We start from the raw sequence: 18,558 nt of genomic DNA, 5'->3' as shown, positions 1-18,558 counted from the left end.
GCCCCGGGTGGCGTTCGCCTTTAATATGCCAAGCCGCCATTGCCATCATCAAATAGGCAACGATCGCCTGCCCGCAGCGCCCAAACGCTTATCACCACGGGTTTTCTATGAAAAGCGCAGACATCAGACAGGCCTTTTTAACCTTCTTTGAAGAGCAGGAACACACCATCGTGCCATCGAGCTCGCTGGTGCCGGGCAATGATCCGACCCTGTTGTTCACCAATGCGGGCATGGTGCCCTTCAAGGATGTATTCCTGGGCCGCGATCCGCGTCCTTATGTTCGGGCAACCTCGTCTCAGCGCTGCGTACGCGCAGGCGGAAAGCACAACGATCTGGATAACGTTGGCTATACCGCCCGACATCACACTTTCTTCGAGATGCTAGGTAATTTCAGTTTCGGTGATTACTTCAAGCAGGATGCCATTCGCTTTGCCTGGACCTTTCTCACCGAGACCCTTGGCTTGCCTAAGGAAAAGCTGTGGGTCACGGTGCACGTAAGCGATGACGAAGCCGAGCACATCTGGAAAGACAAGATCGGCATAGACCCGGAGCGATTCTCGAAGCTGGATGAAGACAACTTCTGGCAGATGGGCGATACCGGGCCCTGCGGACCTTGCTCTGAAATCTTCTATGATCACGGCCCGGAGGTTTGGGGGGGGCCTCCCGGTAGCCCCGAAGAGGATGGTGATCGCTATATCGAGATATGGAATCTGGTGTTCATGCAGTTCGATCGAGATACGGCGGGCAACATGAATCCATTGCCCAAACCGTCGATTGACACCGGCATGGGATTGGAGCGCATCGCTGCAGTGATGCAAGGCGTGCATTCCAACTACGAGATCGATCTATTTCAGAATCTGCTAACCGCTGCTGCCGAGGCCACCGGCCATAGGGATAACTCCGCGCCGTCTCTGCGGGTGATCGCGGATCACATTCGCTCCTGTGCCTTCTTGATCTTGGACGGGGTGCTGCCCTCCAACGAGGGTCGTGGCTATGTGCTGCGCCGGATCATTCGCCGTGCGATTCGCCACGGCCATAAGCTCGGTGCCCGAGAGCCGTTCTTTCACAAACTGGTAGCGGCTCTGGATGCGGAGATGGGCGATGCCTACCCGGAGTTGCGCAAGGCCCGGCCTCAGATCGAGCGAATTCTGTTCAAGGAAGAGGAGCAGTTCGCCCGCACTCTCGAGCACGGCATGGGCCTGCTGGAAGAAGCGTTGAGTAAGCTCGACGGCGATGTGCTGGCCGGAGAGACGGTGTTCAAGCTTTACGATACTTACGGCTTCCCCTTCGACTTGACCGCGGATATCTGTCGCGAGCGCGGCGTGACCCTGGATGAAGTGGGCTTTCAGCGCGAACTCGAAGCCCAGCGTGAACGGGCCCGGGCCGCCAGTCAGTTCGGTGCGGATTACACCGCGGGCCTCGAACTCGAAGGCGAAACGACGTTTAGCGGCTACGAGCGCCTTGAAGACGAGTCTCGGGTCACCGCGTTGATCGACGAAGCCGGCAATGCGCTTGTCGAACTCGAAGAGGGCGACAAGGGCGTGGTAGTGCTCGATCGCACGCCGTTTTATGGGGAGTCCGGGGGCCAGATAGGAGATACCGGCTATCTCGAAGGCCCGAATCTGCGTTTTCAGATAACCGATACCCAGAAGCAGGGCGGACATCATCTGCATCATGGCGTAATGCTCGAAGGTCGACTGCAGGTGGGGACGTCGGTAACGCCTCGGGTGGATGCCAGCCTTCGTGCGGCGACGGTACGCAACCATTCGGCGACGCACCTCATGCACGAAGCGCTAAAGCGCGTGCTTGGCGATCATGTGCAGCAGAAGGGCTCTCTGGTGACCGCCGAGCGGCTGCGCTTTGATTTCAGCCATTTCGAGGCGATGAGTCCCGAACAGCTCGCCCAGGTAGAGGCCATCGTCAATCAGCAGGTACTGGCCAATGCGGACACGCGCATCCAGCAGATGACCCTGGATGAGGCCAAAGCCAAAGGAGCGGCGGCGCTGTTCGAAGCCAAGTACAGCGACAGCGTACGGGTGCTGACCATCGGCGCCGATGACTTTTCCATCGAGCTCTGCGGCGGCACCCATGTCGGGCGCAGCGGCGATATCGGCTGTTTTCACATCCTCTCGGAAACCGGTATAGCCGCCGGTGTCCGCCGTATCGAAGCCATTACCGGCCAGGCTGCGCTGGACTACTTCCGTGATCAGGAAGCTCGGGTGACACACATCGCCGAACGTCTCAAGGCAAAGCCGGAACAGGTGGAGCAGCGCCTGGACTTCCTGCTCGAGCGCAATCGCGAGATGGAGAAAGAGCTCGAGCGACTCAAGGCCAAGCTCACCAGCGCCGCCGGAAGCGACATGCTCGGTGAGGCCCGGGAAGTTGCCGGTGTCAAGGTGTTGGCCAAGCAGGTCGAAGGCGTTTCTGGCAAGGAACTGCGCGGTTTGCTGGATCAGCTCAAGAACAAGCTGGGCTCCGGCGTGTTGGTACTGGGAACGACCGCTGGCAATAAGGTGAGTTTGATTGCGGGGGTCACCAATGACCTTACCGCCAGGGTAAAGGCCGGCGATCTGGTCAATCACGTTGCCGCCCAGGTCGGTGGCAAAGGCGGTGGTCGCGCCGATATGGCTCAGGCAGGAGGAAGTGATGTCGCAGCCCTGCCAGGAGCGTTGGAAAGCGTACCCGCCTGGCTTGAGAGACAATTGGACTAGCTATCTCTACAAATTCACGACCTCAAGGATAAATAACTTATGGCGCTATACGTACAGAAATTCGGCGGCACTTCGGTCGGCACTGTCGAGCGCATCAAAGCCGTTGCGGAAAAGGTCAAGCGTTTTCGCGAACAAGGCCATCAAATCGTGGTAGTGGTTTCGGCAATGAGTGGTGAAACCAATCGCCTGATCGAACTGGCCGGTCAGATCAACGATGAGCCAACGCCTCGCGAAATGGACATGCTGGTCTCCACCGGGGAGCAGGTGACGATTTCATTGTTGGCCATGGCACTGCAGAAAACGGGGGTGCCTGCCACATCCTACACTGGCGCCCAAGTCGGAATTCGCACCGACAGCGCTCATACCAAGGCGCGTATTCAGCGCATCGACACGGAAGATTTGCGTCAGGATCTCGAAGAGGGGCAAGTGGTGGTGGTGGCCGGCTTCCAGGGGGTCGATGAAGAGGGCAACATCACGACCCTAGGACGGGGTGGCTCGGATACGACCGGCGTGGCCCTGGCGGCGGCGCTCAAGGCAGACGAATGCCAGATCTATACCGATGTCGATGGTGTCTACACTACGGATCCCCGGGTATGTTCCAAGGCCCAGCGTCTTGAAACCATCACCGTGGAAGAGATGCTCGAACTGGCAAGCCTAGGCTCCAAAGTATTGCAGATTCGCGCCGTCGAATTCGCCGGCAAGTACAATGTTCCCTTGCGGGTGCTATCCAGCTTCGAGGATGGCCCAGGTACCCTTATCATCGCCGACCAACACGAAGAGGATTTCATGGAAGAGCCGTTAATTTCTGGTATTGCTTTTACTGCTAACGAAGCCAAGCTGACGCTGCTCAATACGCCGGACGTTCCCGGGGTTGCCTGGCGCATTCTTGGCCCGATTGCCGATGCCAATATCGAAGTCGATATGATCGTGCAGAACGTGGCACCGACAGGCAACTACACCGATTTTACCTTCACCGTGGCCAAGGGCGACTACAAGCAGACCATGAAGATCCTCAAGGAACAGGTGCTGCCAGACCTGGGCGAGGGGGAATTGCGTGGCGACGATAACATAGCTAAAGTTTCACTTGTGGGTGTAGGCATGCGTTCTCATGCGGGCGTTGCTAGTAGAATGTTCCGCACGCTGGCGCAAGAGAACATCAACATTCGCATGGTTTCCACATCGGAAATCAAGATTTCCGTAGTAATCGACGAAAAACAAATGGAGCTGGCCGTGCGCATGCTCCATCAAGCCTTTGGCTTGGACAAGAAAGACCCTGAGAGTGAATGAAAGCACTAGGTGTCAGAACGTTGGTGTTTAAGTTCGCTCTCAACGAATGATACATTGGACTTAGATAGTTCATTCAACGAGACTGTCGGGTGTAATATGCCCCCTGAGAGTCAGCCTCACGGTGGCACATATCGCATGTAGGCGTTGCGCTGCGGGGCTTATTCGTGTCGCAGCTAACCCTTAGGAAGAAGTTCGAAAGGAGATCAACATGCTCATCCTGACTCGCCGGGTAGGCGAAACGTTGATGATAGGTGATGAAATAACCGTCACCGTATTGGGTGTGAAAGGTAATCAGGTGCGCATAGGTGTCAATGCTCCTCGGGACGTCGCGGTTCATCGTGAGGAAATTTATCAGCGCATTCAGCGCGAAAAGACGGGCAGCGAAGGTAACGACTCCGATGTTTGACGGTTTGTCCGCCCAGAAAATGCTTTTCAAGGGTGGACAGCCAAGTCCTTAATCGATAATCTACGCGCCGTGTTGATGAGGGAGAGATGGCCGAGTGGCTGAAGGCGCTCCCCTGCTAAGGGAGTATAGGGTTTATAGCCCTATCGAGGGTTCGAATCCCTCTCTCTCCGCCATTTCACCGGATAGTTCTGTACAAGCCGGTGCACCATCATCTTCACGCAGTCGTCGAATATGGCACGACTGATCTAAGTAGCATGAAGGTCAAGCGCCCGTAGCTCAGCTGGATAGAGTACCTGACTACGAATCAGGGGGTCGGAGGTTCGAATCCTCCCGGGCGCGCCATCCTTACGTTGAATCATTTGATTTTTTTGCGCCCGTAGCTCAGCTGGATAGAGTACCTGACTACGAATCAGGGGGTCAGAGGTTCGAATCCTCTCGGGCGTGCCAGGTTTTAATCACCCGCTTTCACCGAAAGCGGGTGATTGCGTTTTAGCCCCCCTCATTTCCCCCGGCCTCGATTCCCGGCGATCGCTAGGCCGTGTCCATGACAGCCGTCAACCCTTTCAAGAATGAGTCCAGATTCGTCACGCGACGCAATTGCATAAAGCGTTGCCCCGCCTGCTTGTCCCGTGCGCGCATATGATTCAACCATTGTTTAAGTAGCGAAACCACGACACGCTCCGGAAGTGTGATACGCTGCAGCGCAGCATAGGCGTTCAGGATTTCTGCGCGTGTCTGCCAGGAAGTCCCGGGCAAACGCTCGCCGGTGCATTGCCAATGACGAATACGATGGGCAAGAAGTGGATCCGCCAAGGCACCGCGCCCGAGCATGGCATCTTCACAGCCTGATAGGCTGCGAGCACGCCAGTAATCTTCCAGGCACCAGATGTCGCCATTAACGATGACCGGTATGTGCAAAACTTGGCGTATTTTGGCAATCCACTCCCAGTTAGCCGGGGGACGATAGCCTCATCACGGGTACGGGCATGTACCACCAAATGATAAGCACCACCGGCCTCTGCGGCCTTGGCACAGTCCAGGGCCAGGCGGCGATCGGAAAACCCGAGTCGGATTTTGGCAGTAACGGGTATGGCACCGGCGAGAGCGGTATGGACGGCGGACACGGCACCTTCGACTCGGCGTGGATCGCGCAGCAAGGACGCACCGCCATCGCGACGATTGACGGTCTTTGCAGGGCAGCCAAAATTGAGATCGAGATGGGTCGCACCCAAGGTAAGCGCTTGATGGGCGTTAGCGGCGAGCGCTTCGGGATCGGAGCCGAGTAGCTGCAGATGCACCGGCGTCCCATTCGGCGTCGTGGCAGGAGCTTGAATGAGCTCGGGGCAATGCTTGTAGAACACTCGAGGCGGCAACCGGGTATCGACGACCCGCAGAAACTCCGTCACCGCCCAGTCGAAACCGGAGCGTTGCGTGAGCAAGGCGCGGGCATGAGCATCGATGACGCCCTCCATGGGTGCCAGGCCAATGCGTCCAGGATGCAGTAAGTCGACCACAGGGTTTTCCGCCGATGAATTTGCTAGCACATATAAAAGCGGGCAAGTATAACAGCAACGGCCGGAGCGGCATGAAGAACGCCCTAGGCGTCATCGTCAATCAGTCAAGAGATACTGTCCATGGATAACGCATCACTGATGCAGGAAGGTTGGAGTCTCGTCGCGTTCGGCATGGGATTCGTGTTCGTTTTTCTGACCCTGCTGGTATTTGCCACGGCACTGATGTCGCGGCTGGTGATGTCCTTCGTCCCCGTACCAGCAAAACAGGACGAGTCGTCTCGATCGGCATCTGGTGGCGACAAGGGTGCCAACAAGCGCGTCGGGAACGATGAGTTGATCGCAGTCATCAGTGCTGCGGTAAAACACTATCGCCAGCGCCATCGGCGCTGAACAAGCAGCCTTGAACGTACCTCCAGAACGCCAAGGTATTTCAAAGAACAACGGAAACAAGGGTTCCTTTATCATGACGGAGACTCGACGCCCGCTGGGTATCACCGATGTCGTACTGCGCGACGCTCATCAATCCCTGTTCGCCACGCGGATGCGGCTTGACGACATGCTGCCGATCGCCGAGAAGCTCGATCGTGTCGGCTTCTGGTCCGTGGAATCCTGGGGCGGGGCGACCTTCGATGCCTGCATTCGCTATCTGGGAGAAGACCCCTGGGCGCGTATTCGGGCGCTCAAGGAGGCCATGCCCAACACCCGTCAACAGATGCTGCTGCGGGCACAGAATCTGCTCGGTTACCGGCACTATGCCGACGACGTGGTGGATGCCTTCGTCGAGCGTGCCCGGGTCAATGGCGTCGATGTCTTCCGCGTCTTCGATGCGATGAACGATCCGCGCAACTTTGAACGCCCCCTCAAGGCGGTCATCGACAACGACGGCCATGCCCAGGGCGCCATTTCCTATACCGTGAGCCCGGTGCATACCCTGGAGGGCTGGGTCGATCTGGCCAAGCGCCTCGAGGACATGGGCGCTCACTCCGTGATGATCAAGGACATGGCCGGGCTGCTGACGCCCTACACCGCTTTCGATCTGGTCTCGCGGCTCAAGAAGAGTCTGTCGGTTCCGATCCACATGCAGTGCCATGCCACCACCGGACTTTCCACCGCCACCATTCTCAAGGCGGTGGAAGCCGGCATCGATAACGTCGACACCGCGATCTCCTCGATGTCGATGACCTACGGTCACAGCCCTACCGAATCCGTGGTCGCCATCATGAAGGAAACCGAGCGCGATACCGGTCTGGATCTGGCGCTGCTCGAGGACATCGCTGCCTATTTCCGCGAAGTGCGCAAGAAGTACGCCGCCTTCGAGGGTTCCCTCAAGGGTATCGATTCCCGCATCCTGCTGGCCCAGGTCCCCGGCGGCATGCTCACCAACATGGAAGGCCAGCTCAAAGAGCAAGGCGCCGGTGACAAGCTCGATGATGTGCTAGGTGAGATTCCCAAGGTGCGCGAAGACCTGGGTTATATTCCCCTGGTCACTCCGACCTCCCAGATCGTCGGCACTCAGGCGGTGATGAACGTCATGATGGGCAGCCGCTACAAGTCGATCTCCAAGGAAGTGCAGGCGCTGCTCAAGGGTGAGTACGGCGCTGCGCCGGCCCCGCTCAACAAGGAGCTTCAGCAGCGCGTGCTGGAGGGCGGCGAGCCGATCACCTGCCGTCCAGCGGACAATCTCGATCCCGAGATGGATAGGCTACGTGATGAGCTGCGACGCAAGGCCAAGGAGGAGAACATTCGCCTGGAAGAGGGTGAGCGCGAGATCGATGATGTCCTGACCTATGCCCTGTTTCCCCAGATAGGCCTTAAGTTTCTCAAGCATCGGGACGACCCGAGTGCGTTTGAGCCAGCGCCTCAGATCGCGGATAGCCAGACGGCTCGCGACGATGGCCGCACGGCTTCGAGCCAGGCCGAAAAGACGCCAGCAAGCGGACCCGAAACCTACACCATCAGCGTCAATGGCAAGCAGTATGTGGTGGAAGTTGCCGAGGGCGGTGATATCAGCCAGGTCCAGGCTGCAAGCGGGGAGGATGAGGCAACGCCGACCAGGAAAGAGGCTTCACAGGCTGGAAGCGGTGTCAGCATCAACGCACCTCTGGCGGGCAATATCTTCAAGGTCAATGTCGCCCCCGGTGATCGCGTGGAGGACGGTGACGTGGTGATCATTCTCGAAGCCATGAAGATGGAAACCGAGGTGCGCGCGAGCGAGGCCGGCACGGTATCCGAGATCAAGGTCAAGGAAGGCGACAGCGTGTCCGTGGGCGATACGCTGATCATTCTCTAAGGACAGATTTCATGGATAAATTGCTTAGCCTCTGGCAAGGCTCCGGGCTCTACAACATGAGCCCGGGTCAGGCGTTGATGATCCTGGTCGGCTTGCTGCTGCTTTATCTGGCCATCAACAAGAAGTTCGAACCTCTGCTGCTGGTGCCGATCGGCTTCGGCGGTATTCTCGCCAATATCCCGGAGGCGGGTCTTGCGCTATCCGCGGCGGAGCAGGCAGCACACTTGGCCAAGCCCATGGTGCTCGAGCAGCTCTCGGCGGTGCTCGAGCTGGGGCGCCAGACGCCGTCCGATATCGATGCTTGGCGGGAAACGATTGCCAATGCCCTGCACGGCGATATCTCTCCGGCAATGGTGCGTGCAGCCTACGACGTGGCGATGGATGCGGGCTTCAACCATGGCATGCTGTATCAGTTCTATAGCGTGGCGATTGCCTCGGGTATCGCGCCCCTGGTGATCTTCATGGGTGTCGGCGCAATGACCGACTTCGGCCCGCTGCTGGCTAACCCGCGCACCCTGTTTCTGGGGGCAGCGGCTCAGTTCGGTATCTTTGCCACGCTGCTCGGCGCGGTGGGTTTTACGACGCTAGGCTGGATGGACTTTTCTCTCAAGCAGGCGGCGGCCATCGGCATCATCGGCGGGGCGGACGGACCGACCTCGATCTATGTGTCGAGCCTGCTGGCACCAGAATTGCTGGGGGCTATCGCCGTGGCCTCCTACTCCTACATGGCGCTGGTGCCGTTGATCCAGCCGCCGATCATGCGGGCGCTGACCACGGATAAGGAGCGCAGGATCGTCATGACCCAGCTGCGTCCGGTCTCCAAGGTGGAAAAGATCCTCTTCCCCTTGGTGCTGTTGATTCTGGTAGTGCTGTTTTTACCCGATGCGGCGCCACTGCTGGGCATGTTCTGTTTCGGCAATCTGATGCGCGAATGCGGCGTGGTGGAACGCCTGTCGGATACGTCTCAAAATGCGCTGATCAATATCGTCACCATCTTTCTGGGCTTGTCCGTGGGCTCAAAGCTGGTGGCGGACCGTTTCTTGTCCGTGGAAACCCTGGGGATTCTCGGGCTGGGTATCGTGGCCTTTGCCATCGGCACCGCCTGCGGCGTGCTCATGGCCAAGCTGATGAATCTGGTCAGCAAGACACCGATCAATCCCTTGATCGGCTCCGCCGGGGTGTCGGCGGTGCCCATGGCGGCGCGAGTCTCGAACAAGGTAGGGCTGGACTACAACCCGCACAATTTCCTGCTGATGCATGCCATGGGGCCGAACGTGGCGGGAGTTATCGGGTCGGCGGTGGCGGCAGGTGTCATGATCAAATACCTGAGTTAATGGTCTACTGCGTTGTATAAACTGACCATATGGCTAGTGCCCACAGAAGCCTATGGCGATAGGGCCGGGGGAAGGGCGCAGTGAGGGTCATTTGCCATGGATGGCAAATGTAGCGCCCAAGGATGGGTTTACAGCGCCCTCACGCAGGCCTTTCCCCGGCACACGGCCTACTGGCAAATAACAAAGAGTACCTTTAACCAAGTAGTGCCAAGCGTCCCTTGAGCCGGGCTTCGAGAGGAGCAAGGTCGATCGTGGTGTCCCTGGGCCAGCCGACGGTGAGGGTCACGCCGTCGCTGGCGTAATCGACGTGCTCGATGGGAACGTCCTGCCCGGCAAACCAGGCTCGGGCCTCGGCTTCGCCGGCGAAACCGACCTGGATGCGTAACGTGCTGCGTTCGACGAAGTTCGTACTGGGCAGCGTTTCCAGCGCTTTTTGAACCGCCTGGGAATAGGCGCGGGCGAGGCCGCCGGTGCCAAGCTTCGTGCCACCGAAATAGCGGGTTACTACACAGCCGATCTGGCCGAATCCCGACCCTTCAAGCACTTGAAACATCGGCCGCCCCGCGGTGCCCCCGGGTTCGCCGTCATCGGAAAAACCGATGGCGTTTTGTTCCCCGGGCGGACCGGCAATGAAGGCGCTGCAGTGATGGCTGGCATCCGGGTAGGTGGCCCGAGCCCTAGCAAGCAACGCATCGAATCCGGTAACATCGGGTGTGTGGGCTATCCAGGCGATGAAACGACTGCGTTCTATTTCGATCTCGGCGACGTGGATGTTCGTCTCAGCGAGCTTGGGGATCAAGTAGCGCATCAGGCCGCAAGACTGGCGGTTCGCATCACGCCCATGACCAATCCCAGGACCTGGACGTCATCGTTCTTCAGGAAGATAGGCGCCATGGTTTCGTTGGCGGGTTGCAGACGTACCCCGGATTTGTCGATGTAGAGCTTCTTCAGGGTCACTTCCTGGTTGTTGATCATGACCACCGCGGTCTCGCCATTTTCGGCGCTCTCATGGCGCTCGATGATGATCACGTCGCCATCGTGGATATTGCAGTCGATCATCGAATTGCCCCGTACTCGCAGCGCATAGGTGTTGCGCCGCACCATACGGGAAGGAACCCGCACGCTGTCCTGGTCCGGGCATGCCTCGATGGGTAAGCCGGCGGCTACTTGACCCAGCAGAGGAATGTCGACCAGGTCGTTATCGTCGATCTCTTCCCAGGCACCTTCCTGAAGCGGAAGGTTGGGCAAGCGGTGCAGATAGTGATACATGGTCTTCTCCGGACGCGTTGGACAGCACTCTCGCAGCATCATAACAAGCACCGTGCAAGGCGGAAATGTACCAGGTTCCACGCTGTCCGGTTGCTGCGACGCGCTGACGCAACGTTCCGGCTGGCCGCAAAATGGCTTTCCCTGTAAAGTGCCTCGTTGATTACTTGTGGCGGGAGTTCGAGTGACGTTTCGTCTTGAAGCACGGGGGTTGACCTGCGAACGCGATGATCGACGTCTGTTTCAGGCGCTGGATCTGGACGTAGAGCCTGGCGAAATACTGCGTGTCGAAGGCCCCAATGGCAGCGGCAAGACAACATTACTCAAGATACTCTCCGGCCAGCTTACGGATTACGAAGGTGAACTGCGCTGGTGCGGCCAGTCAATGCGCAAGGTCCGCACTGCCTTTCTCGCCAATCTTCTTTATCTGGGACACGCGCCCGGCATCAAGGCAGCGCTCACGGCTCTAGAAAATCTGGCCTGGTATCAGGCGCTTTGCGGTGAGCATGGCGACGAGGTCGAGCGCCTTGCAGTACTGGAAGAGATAGGGCTTTACGGCTTCGAGGATGTGCCGGTGGCGCAGCTCTCCGCGGGTCAACAGCGCCGGGTAGCGTTGGCTCGGCTGAACCTGACCCAGCGTCCGCTATGGGTGCTCGATGAGCCTTTTACCGCCATCGACAAGCAGGGCGTCGCCCGGCTGGAACAGCGTCTATTGGCCCATGCCCGTGCTGGGGGCAGCGTGATTCTGACCACTCATCATGAGCTGGCACCGCTTGGAGAGTTGCGTCGTATCACCCTGGGACGGGCAGTGTGCAACAGGTCAGGAGAATGAATGCAGGTCATTGAGCCTAAAGCGAGTCTCGGCGTCGCCGTTCGCGCGACCATCAAACGGGATATCACCCTGGTGCTGCGCCGGCGCAGCGAGGTGATCAATCCGCTGGTGTTCTTTGCCTTGGTCATCACGCTGTTTCCGCTGGGTATTTCGCCGGACCCGGCGATGCTGGCCGCCATTGCTCCGGGGCTGTTATGGGTCGCGGCCCTGCTGGCGACCCAATTGTCACTGGATACGCTGTTTCGAAGCGATTATGACGATGGCAGCCTCGAGCAGCTGCTGCTTTCACCCCAGCCGCTGCCGGCGCTGGTGCTGTCGAAGACGCTGGTACACTGGCTGTTGACCGGTTTGCCCCTGGCCCTGATGGCGCCGCTGCTGGGGTTGATGTTGGCATTGCCGGGGCAGAGCTATGCAGTGCTTGCGTTTTCACTGGCCTTGGGCAGTGCCAGTCTGAGTCTTATCGGCGCCATCTGTGCGGCGTTGACGGTCGGGCTATCGAGAGGTGGCGTACTGCTGTCGTTGCTGGTCTTGCCGCTTTATATCCCTGTGCTGATTTTCGGTGCCGGTGCGGTACAGGTGGTCATTCTTGGCGGCAATGCCGCTCCGTATCTGGCAATTCTTGGCGCTCAGCTGTGCCTGGCACTGATGCTGGCACCCTGGGCCATCGCGGCGGCACTTCGCATCAGTATCAACGGTTGAGGAAGCAACGGCATGTGGGCCTTCATACACAAGCTGGGTTCGCCCAAATGGTTCTACGCGATCAGCGCCAAGCTCCAGCCCTGGTTCTGGGGATCGGCGATCCTGTTACTGCTGATAGGCAGCGTCTGGGGTCTTGGCTTTGCGCCCTCGGACTACCAGCAGGGCAATAGTTTTCGCATCATTTATGTACATGTGCCGGCCGCCATTCTGGCCCAGTCCTGCTTTATCAGCATGGCGGTGGCCGGCGTCATCTTTCTGGTGTGGAAGATCAAGATTGCGGATATGGCCGCCACGGTCATCGCGCCCTTCGGTGCGGCCATGACGTTTGTCGCCCTGTTTTCCGGCTCGGTCTGGGGCATGCCGACCTGGGGCACCTGGTGGGTGTGGGACGCCCGTTTGACCTCGATGCTAATTCAGTTGTTCCTGTACCTGGGCGTGATTGCCCTGCGTGGTGCCTTCTCTAGCCGAGATAGCGGCGCCCGAGCGGCGTCGGTGCTGGCGCTGGTGGGGGTGGTCAACATTCCCATCATCAAATACTCGGTGAACTGGTGGAACACCCTGCATCAACCGGCCACGTTCACTCTGACGGAGCGTCCGGCCATGCCGATGGAGATGTGGCTACCGCTGTTGATCATGGTGCTAGGGTTCTACTGTTTCTTCATCGCCCTGACCCTTACCCGCACCCGCAACGAGATACTGCGTCGGGAGTCCGCCAAACGCTGGGTGCGTGCGCTTGTCGCTGACACCGACAGGAGAGGATAATGATGGCCTTTGATTCATTCTCGGCGCTGTTGGCGATGGGCGGTCATGGCGCCTATGTGTGGTCCGCCTGGGGGCTGGCCGCGCTGCTGCTGATTGGAAGTGCGTTCCATGCGCGGGCAGAGCGACACCATCTAATGCAGGATCTCAAACGGCGTCAGCGCCGAGAACGTCACGCCGACCGGGGAGAGGCTCATGAATCCTAAGCGCAAGCAGCGTTTGATGATACTACTGGGGTTGGCCACGCTGGCTGCCATTGCCGTCGGGCTGGTGCTGTATTCGTTGAGCAGTAATATCAATCTTTTTTTCAGCCCGGAGCAGATTGCCAAGGGTGAGGCGCCGCTAGAGCGCCAGATTCGCGCCGGCGGCATGGTCAAGGAAGGCAGCGTACAGCGGGACAAGGAGAGCCTGGACGTCTCCTTCGTGGTAACGGACTACGCAAATGATCTGGAAGTGCGCTACAGCGGTATCCTGCCGGATCTGTTCCGCGAGGGGCAGGGCGTGGTCGTGGTCGGTAAACTCGAAGACAGCCAGATATTGCGTGCCGCCCAGGTGCTGGCCAAGCACGACGAGAACTACATGCCACCGGAAGTGGCCGAGGCCATGAAAGGCAAAATGCCGACAGAAACGCTTGAATAGATCCGTCAAAGGATCCTGGAGCCGTCATGTTAAGCAAGATCATTCCCGAGCTCGGACATTTCGCGCTGATCCTGGCGCTGCTCATGGCCTTGATTCAAGCCGTGGTGCCCATGGCCGGCACGCTGACTCGGCGCCCGCTCTGGATGGCGTTCGCCAAACCCCTGGCCAGCGGTCAGTTTCTGTTTTTGGCGATCGCATATCTATGTCTGACCACGAGTTTTCTGCTGGATGATTTCAGCGTTTCTTATGTCGCCAACAACTCCAATTCGATGCTGCCCTGGTATTACAAGGCTACTGCGGTATGGGGCAGTCATGAAGGCTCGGTGCTGCTATGGAGCCTGATGCTGGGGGGCTGGGGCTTTGCGGTCAGCCAGTTCTCGAGCCAGCTGCCCCGTGACATGGTGGCTCGAGTACTGTCGGTGATGGGCATGGTGTGTGTTGGTTTCCTGCTGTTCGTGCTGATCACCTCCAATCCCTTCGAGCGGCTGCTGCCGAACATGCCCCAGGATGGCGCGGATCTCAATCCGCTGCTTCAGGATTTTGGTCTGGTGATTCACCCGCCGATGCTCTACATGGGCTACGTAGGCTTCTCCGTGGTCTTTGCCTTTGCCATCGCCGGGCTGATCGGTGGGCGTCTCGACGCGGCCTGGACTCGCTGGGCGCGACCCTGGACCAACGTGGCCTGGGCTTTTCTCAGCGTAGGCATTGCACTCGGTAGCTGGTGGGCTTATTACGAGCTTGGCTGGGGCGGCTGGTGGTTCTGGGATCCGGTGGAAAATGCCTCCTTGCTGCCCTGGCTGGCGGGTACCGCCTTGATCCATTCCCTGGCGGTGACGGAAAAGCGCGGCAGTTTCAAGAGCTGGACGATATTGCTGGCTATCACCACCTTCTCGTTGTCCCTGCTGGGCACCTTCCTGGTGCGCTCTGGAGTGCTGACCTCGGTGCATGCCTTCGCCAACGATCCGGCCCGGGGCACCTTCATTCTGGTGTTGCTCGGTCTTACGGTTGGGCTTTCGCTGCTGGTGTTCGCGCTACGTGCACCGAGGGTCAGTCACAGCATCGGTTTCACCTGGCTCTCTCGAGATGCACTGCTGCTGGTCAACAATATCCTGCTGATTGTCATGACCGTGACCGTACTGCTGGGAACCGTCTATCCGCTGCTGCTGGACGCTCTGGGGCTGGGCAAGATCAGCGTCGGCCCGCCGTACTTCAACGCCTTGTTTGTACCGCTGACCGGCCTGCTGTGCGTCTTCATGGGGCTTGGCCCGTCTTCGCGCTGGAAGCAGATGAGTGGGCGTGAACTATTTAAGCGGTTAGTGGGCGCCGGCGTCGCCGCTGTCGTCATTGCGGCGGTTGCACCGCTTATCTATGACGGTGAGTGGAATGTATGGGTATCCCTGGGGCTAGTGATGGCACTGTGGATCGTGCTTTCCCTGGGTCGGGATCTGTTCGACAAGCTGCGTAACGCCTCGAGTCTTGGCACTGGTCTGAAGCGACTGTCTCCCGCTTATTGGGGCATGGTAGTGGGCCACCTGGGTCTGGCGGTGACCATCATCGGTGTAACCATGGTGTCGAACTACAACATCGAACGTAACGTGCGCCTGGCGCCGAATGAGAACATCGAGGTCGCAGGCTACACCTTCACCATGCAGGGCTTGCGGGAGCGCCGAGGCCCCAACTTCATCGCCGATACCGCCACCATAGACGTCAGCCGCAACGGTGAGCATCGCTTCACCATGCATCCCGAAAAGCGCTTCTATCTGGCCCGGGGCATGCCGATGACGGACGTGGCGCTAAGACCCGGTCTGCTGCGGGATCTGTATGTTGCCCTGGGAGAGGATCTGGGAGATGGTTCCTGGGCGCTGCGAATTCAGTTCAAACCCTTCGTACGCTGGCTATGGCTGGGGGCACTGCTCATGGCCACAGGCGGAATACTGGCGGTGGTGGATAAACGCTACCGGCGAGTGAAGCGCCGTGCTCAACAGCCCTTGGCCCCGGATACGTCGGGTTTCAAGGAGGCTCAGGCATGAAGCGTCGTTTGTTGCTGTTGATTCCTTTGGTGCTGTTCGTCGTGCTGGCGGTATTTTTGTATCGTGGGCTGGCATTGGACCCTAGCGCCCGGGACTCGACGCTGCTGGGCAAGCCATTCCCGAGCTTTACGCTTTCGACCTTGGAAGACGCCGACCGTCAGGTCGATGAGTCCTTGATCAAGGGCGAGATGACCCTGGTCAATGTGTGGGGGGAGTGGTGCCCCACCTGCAAGCAGGAGATGCCACAGCTGCTTGCGCTGGAAGAGCGCGGCATTCGCCTGGTAGGGGTCGATTACAAGGATACGCGGGCAAAGGGGCACGAATTTCTCGAGAAATTCGGCAATCCGTTCGAGGTCAATATCTTCGATTCGGAAGGAACGCTGGGCTTCGATCTTGGCGTCTACGGCGCTCCGGAAACGTTCCTCGTGGACGCAGACGGTATCATCCGCTATCACCATACCGGGTACATCACGCCAGAGGATATTGAACAGACGATCGTGCCGGAGGTGGAAAAATGGCGCACCGATTGACGCGAGTTCTCATCCTGTTGCTGTGCGTTTCATGCTCCGCAACGACCCTGGCTGCCATCGAGGTGCGCGAGTTCGACAGCCCCGTACAGAAGCAGCGCTACGACTCCCTGAACGGCTCCCTGCGATGCCCCAAGTGTGAGAATCAGGCCATCGGTGACTCCGAATCGCCCATCGCCGGGGACATGCGCGAGCGAGTCTATCAACTGCTGCAGGATGGTCGTTCCGACATCGAAATTCAGAATTACATGACCGATCGCTTCGGTGACTACGTGCTCTACAATCCGCGACTCACTGGACGAACCTGGCTGCTATGGGGCTTGCCTGCTGCGCTTGTCCTGCTCGGGGCAGTCGTTATCGGCTTTATCGTGCGGGCACGACGGCGCGCCTCCAACCATGCGCTCAGCGCTGCGGAGCGAGAACGCCTCGATGCGCTGGTCAATCGCGAGAGGACGCAATGAATCTGCTGTGGATAGCTTTCGGTCTGTTGCTGCTGCCTGCCCTGTGGATCGTGGCCTGGCCCCTGCGACGCGCCCAGGCAGTGCACGATGCCCAGCACGCCTATGAAGTGGAAGAGAGCAACGATGCCCAGAACGTGGCGATCTATCGGCGTCGCCTGATCTCTCTGGAGCAAGCCCTGGCCCGGGGCGAGATCGATGCCAAGCGTTTCGAGGAAAGCCGTCTAGAGCTGGATCGCAGTCTGCTCGAGGATACCGAGGCGCAGCGTCGCCCACCCCTCAAGGCCGCGAAAGCCGGTCGTTGGGCGGTACTGGCGACGATGATAGCCCTGGTGGTCGGGAGCCTTCTTTGGTATCAGCGGGAAGGCGCTCAGGATGACCTGGCTCTGTATGCCATCCAGCATGAGGTGATGAATGCACCGGATGGCTCCATGACGATGTTGATCGAGCGGTTGGAAGGGCAGATCGCCCGGCAGCCGGATAATCCCAAATTGTGGATTGCGCTGTTTCCGCTCTATCGCGATAGCGGCCGGTTCGATGCGGCGATCGATGCCCTTCAGCGGCTAATCGCGCTGGAAGGACGCCAGACAGAGCTGTTGGCGCAACTGGCGCAGATGAAATTCTTCGCCGCGGATAGAAAACTGACCGGCGAAATAGAAGAGTTGGCCGATGAAGTGCTTGCCAAGGATCCGCGGCAGCCGACGGTGTTGGGTCTATTGGGTATCGAAGCTTTCGAGGATGGCCGTTATGAGCAGGCCATTGCCCATTGGCGCAAGGCCATTGCCGGCTTCGACGACGAGGCTTCCGCCAAGGTACTGCGGGACGGTATCGCCGTTGCCCAGCAGCGCCTGGGCATTGCCCCCGGCGAGGCGGCATCCGACAAGAGTGCATCAGAACAAGCCGCTCAGGCGAGCAATACCCCTGACAGCACAAGCGGTCCATCGATCAAGGTGAACATCAGTCTGGAAGACAAGCTCAAGGATCAGGCGTCACCAGAGGATACGGTGTTCGTGGTGGCGCGAGACGTCGCCGGCGAATTGCCACCTCTGGCGCTGGAACGAGCCACCGTTGCCGACCTGCCCCTTGAAGTGACTCTGGACGACAGCGATGCCATGGCTCCCAGTGCGCGGCTTTCCCAGGTCGATGAGGTACAGCTGACGGTGCGTGTCTCGTCTTCCGGGCAGGCCATGGCGCAACCCGGCGATCTGACCGGTCAGGCTGGCCCGATAAAACTGGACGACAAGGATAGCCCGATCGACATCATCATTGATCGGGTCGTAGATTGATTCAATGCGTCTGACGTCCATCCGCCTTGCGGGTTTCAAGTCCTTTGTCGACCCGGTGACGGTGCCCTTCGATGGCAACATGACCGCCATCGTCGGTCCCAACGGCTGCGGCAAATCCAATGTCATCGATGCGGTGCGCTGGGTAATGGGGGAGTCCTCCGCCAAGACCCTGCGCGGTGAATCCATGACGGATGTCATCTTCAACGGCTCCACCGGACGCAAGCCCGTGGGCCAGGCCTCCATCGAGCTGCACTTCGACAATCGTGACGGCAGTATGGGCGGCCTTTATGCCCAATACGCCGAGATCGTGGTCAAGCGGGTCGTGACCCGGGACAGCCAATCGAGCTATTTCTTCAACAATCAGAAATGCCGGCGTCGCGACATCGCCGATCTGTTCTTGGGCACCGGTCTGGGGCCGCGCTCCTATGCCATCATCGGTCAAGGCATGATTTCGCGCCTGATAGAGGCGCGCCCGGAAGAACTGCGTTCGACGCTGGAGGAGGCCGCAGGCATTTCCCAA

General features: G+C 59.0%; 18 protein-coding genes, 3 tRNA genes and 1 pseudogene. 19 read left to right on the top strand and 3 right to left on the bottom strand.

What is annotated here, in order from left to right; translation table 11 throughout:
• Positions 1-107: 107 nt before the first annotated feature.
• From alaS to CH74_RS15340, 6 genes are all read left to right on the top strand, one after another.
• Positions 108-2,711: an alanine--tRNA ligase gene (gene alaS / locus CH74_RS15365; RefSeq protein WP_048308401.1), complete on the top strand. Its 2,604-nt coding sequence runs from the start codon at positions 108-110 to the stop codon at positions 2,709-2,711.
• A 39-nt stretch (positions 2,712-2,750) separates the two neighbouring features.
• Positions 2,751-3,998 (top strand): aspartate kinase, encoded by a 1,248-nt coding sequence (locus CH74_RS15360; RefSeq protein WP_048308400.1) that lies wholly within the window; start codon positions 2,751-2,753, stop codon positions 3,996-3,998.
• Between the two features lie 208 nt (positions 3,999-4,206).
• Positions 4,207-4,404 (top strand): carbon storage regulator CsrA, encoded by a 198-nt coding sequence (gene csrA / locus CH74_RS15355; RefSeq protein ID WP_048308399.1) that lies wholly within the window; start codon positions 4,207-4,209, stop codon positions 4,402-4,404.
• An 80-nt stretch (positions 4,405-4,484) separates the two neighbouring features.
• Positions 4,485-4,577: transfer RNA gene (locus CH74_RS15350), tRNA-Ser, on the top strand.
• Between the two features lie 92 nt (positions 4,578-4,669).
• Positions 4,670-4,746: transfer RNA gene (locus CH74_RS15345), tRNA-Arg, on the top strand.
• Between the two features lie 28 nt (positions 4,747-4,774).
• A tRNA-Arg gene (locus CH74_RS15340) sits at positions 4,775-4,851 on the top strand.
• An 84-nt stretch (positions 4,852-4,935) separates the two neighbouring features.
• Here the strand turns inward: CH74_RS15340 and CH74_RS15335 are convergent.
• Positions 4,936-5,876, bottom strand: a pseudogene (locus CH74_RS15335) (tRNA dihydrouridine synthase).
• 162 nt (positions 5,877-6,038) lie between these two features.
• On the opposite strand from CH74_RS15335, the gene CH74_RS15330 reads away from it, so the two are divergent.
• The 3 genes from CH74_RS15330 (at position 6,039) to CH74_RS15320 (ending at position 9,542) form a co-directional block, all read left to right on the top strand.
• Positions 6,039-6,308: an OadG family protein gene (locus CH74_RS15330; RefSeq protein WP_048308398.1), complete on the top strand. Its 270-nt coding sequence runs from the start codon at positions 6,039-6,041 to the stop codon at positions 6,306-6,308.
• A gap of 73 nt (positions 6,309-6,381) precedes the next feature.
• Positions 6,382-8,208, top strand: coding sequence for a sodium-extruding oxaloacetate decarboxylase subunit alpha (gene oadA, locus CH74_RS15325; RefSeq protein WP_048308397.1), 1,827 nt, complete (start codon positions 6,382-6,384; stop codon positions 8,206-8,208).
• An 11-nt stretch (positions 8,209-8,219) separates the two neighbouring features.
• Positions 8,220-9,542, top strand: a complete 1,323-nt coding sequence (locus tag CH74_RS15320) for a sodium ion-translocating decarboxylase subunit beta (protein WP_048308396.1) — start codon at positions 8,220-8,222, stop codon at positions 9,540-9,542.
• Positions 9,543-9,735: 193 nt separating this feature from the next.
• Here CH74_RS15320 and CH74_RS15315 read toward each other — a convergent pair whose 3' ends face one another.
• Both CH74_RS15315 and lexA read right to left on the bottom strand, forming a co-directional pair.
• On the bottom strand, positions 9,736-10,350 hold the full coding sequence (locus tag CH74_RS15315) for a YigZ family protein (RefSeq protein ID WP_048308395.1): 615 nt from the start codon (positions 10,348-10,350) through the stop codon (positions 9,736-9,738).
• The gene (lexA, locus tag CH74_RS15310) at positions 10,350-10,811 is read right to left on the bottom strand and encodes a transcriptional repressor LexA (protein ID WP_048308394.1); all 462 of its coding nucleotides are present in this window, start codon (positions 10,809-10,811) and stop codon (positions 10,350-10,352) included. Before lexA ends, CH74_RS15315 begins: the two co-directional genes overlap by 1 nt.
• 181 nt (positions 10,812-10,992) lie before the next feature.
• Here lexA and ccmA point away from each other — a divergent pair, with 181 nt between their 5' ends.
• The 10 genes from ccmA to CH74_RS15260 all read left to right on the top strand — a co-directional run.
• Complete coding sequence (gene ccmA / locus CH74_RS15305; RefSeq protein WP_048308393.1) at positions 10,993-11,640, top strand: cytochrome c biogenesis heme-transporting ATPase CcmA; 648 nt, start codon at positions 10,993-10,995, stop codon at positions 11,638-11,640.
• Positions 11,641-12,339, top strand: a complete 699-nt coding sequence (gene ccmB, locus CH74_RS15300) for a heme exporter protein CcmB (RefSeq protein WP_048308392.1) — start codon at positions 11,641-11,643, stop codon at positions 12,337-12,339.
• A gap of 12 nt (positions 12,340-12,351) precedes the next feature.
• Positions 12,352-13,101: a heme ABC transporter permease gene (locus tag CH74_RS15295; RefSeq protein ID WP_048308391.1), complete on the top strand. Its 750-nt coding sequence runs from the start codon at positions 12,352-12,354 to the stop codon at positions 13,099-13,101.
• 2 nt (positions 13,102-13,103) lie between these two features.
• A complete protein-coding gene (gene ccmD, locus CH74_RS15290) occupies positions 13,104-13,304 on the top strand; it encodes a heme exporter protein CcmD (protein ID WP_048308402.1) in 201 nt (66 codons plus the stop codon).
• Positions 13,294-13,737 (top strand): cytochrome c maturation protein CcmE, encoded by a 444-nt coding sequence (ccmE, locus tag CH74_RS15285; RefSeq protein ID WP_048308390.1) that lies wholly within the window; start codon positions 13,294-13,296, stop codon positions 13,735-13,737. The genes ccmD and ccmE overlap by 11 nt, the downstream gene beginning before the upstream one ends.
• 26 nt (positions 13,738-13,763) lie before the next feature.
• A complete protein-coding gene (locus CH74_RS15280; protein ID WP_048308389.1) occupies positions 13,764-15,767 on the top strand; it encodes a heme lyase CcmF/NrfE family subunit in 2,004 nt (667 codons plus the stop codon).
• Positions 15,764-16,297 (top strand): DsbE family thiol:disulfide interchange protein, encoded by a 534-nt coding sequence (locus CH74_RS15275; protein WP_048308388.1) that lies wholly within the window; start codon positions 15,764-15,766, stop codon positions 16,295-16,297. Before CH74_RS15280 ends, CH74_RS15275 begins: the two co-directional genes overlap by 4 nt.
• A complete protein-coding gene (locus CH74_RS15270; RefSeq protein ID WP_048308387.1) occupies positions 16,282-16,755 on the top strand; it encodes a cytochrome c-type biogenesis protein in 474 nt (157 codons plus the stop codon). Before CH74_RS15275 ends, CH74_RS15270 begins: the two co-directional genes overlap by 16 nt.
• The gene (gene ccmI, locus CH74_RS15265; RefSeq protein ID WP_048308386.1) at positions 16,752-18,038 is read left to right on the top strand and encodes a c-type cytochrome biogenesis protein CcmI; all 1,287 of its coding nucleotides are present in this window, start codon (positions 16,752-16,754) and stop codon (positions 18,036-18,038) included. The genes CH74_RS15270 and ccmI overlap by 4 nt, the downstream gene beginning before the upstream one ends.
• Before the next feature lie 4 nt (positions 18,039-18,042).
• Positions 18,043-18,558 (top strand): AAA family ATPase (locus CH74_RS15260; protein ID WP_048308385.1); only part of this gene is annotated, 516 nt, incomplete at its 3' end.

Source organism: Halomonas sp. PR-M31 (assembly GCF_001039575.1).
Taxonomy (GTDB): Bacteria; Pseudomonadota; Gammaproteobacteria; order Pseudomonadales; family Halomonadaceae; genus Modicisalibacter.
The sequence above is the reverse complement of the archived record's forward strand: the minus strand, read 5'-3'. Positions and strand labels throughout refer to the sequence as shown.

Bases quoted from the DNA above. Each gene is read 5' to 3' on its own strand.
- CH74_RS15360 (WP_048308400.1), top strand. From the start codon at position 2,751: ATGGCGCTATACGTACAGAAATTCGGCGGCACTTCGGTCGGCACTGTC.
- CH74_RS15315 (WP_048308395.1), bottom strand. From the start codon at position 10,350: ATGCGCTACTTGATCCCCAAGCTCGCTGAGACGAACATCCACGTCGCC.
- CH74_RS15280 (WP_048308389.1), top strand. From the start codon at position 13,764: ATGTTAAGCAAGATCATTCCCGAGCTCGGACATTTCGCGCTGATCCTG.
- oadA (WP_048308397.1), top strand. From the start codon at position 6,382: ATGACGGAGACTCGACGCCCGCTGGGTATCACCGATGTCGTACTGCGC.
- CH74_RS15320 (WP_048308396.1), top strand. From the start codon at position 8,220: ATGGATAAATTGCTTAGCCTCTGGCAAGGCTCCGGGCTCTACAACATG.
- ccmD (WP_048308402.1), top strand. From the start codon at position 13,104: ATGGCCTTTGATTCATTCTCGGCGCTGTTGGCGATGGGCGGTCATGGC.
- alaS (WP_048308401.1), top strand. From the start codon at position 108: ATGAAAAGCGCAGACATCAGACAGGCCTTTTTAACCTTCTTTGAAGAG.
- lexA (WP_048308394.1), bottom strand. From the start codon at position 10,811: ATGTATCACTATCTGCACCGCTTGCCCAACCTTCCGCTTCAGGAAGGT.
- ccmE (WP_048308390.1), top strand. From the start codon at position 13,294: ATGAATCCTAAGCGCAAGCAGCGTTTGATGATACTACTGGGGTTGGCC.
- ccmI (WP_048308386.1), top strand. From the start codon at position 16,752: ATGAATCTGCTGTGGATAGCTTTCGGTCTGTTGCTGCTGCCTGCCCTG.
- CH74_RS15270 (WP_048308387.1), top strand. From the start codon at position 16,282: ATGGCGCACCGATTGACGCGAGTTCTCATCCTGTTGCTGTGCGTTTCA.
- csrA (WP_048308399.1), top strand. From the start codon at position 4,207: ATGCTCATCCTGACTCGCCGGGTAGGCGAAACGTTGATGATAGGTGAT.
- CH74_RS15275 (WP_048308388.1), top strand. From the start codon at position 15,764: ATGAAGCGTCGTTTGTTGCTGTTGATTCCTTTGGTGCTGTTCGTCGTG.
- ccmB (WP_048308392.1), top strand. From the start codon at position 11,641: ATGCAGGTCATTGAGCCTAAAGCGAGTCTCGGCGTCGCCGTTCGCGCG.
- CH74_RS15330 (WP_048308398.1), top strand. From the start codon at position 6,039: ATGGATAACGCATCACTGATGCAGGAAGGTTGGAGTCTCGTCGCGTTC.
- CH74_RS15295 (WP_048308391.1), top strand. From the start codon at position 12,352: ATGTGGGCCTTCATACACAAGCTGGGTTCGCCCAAATGGTTCTACGCG.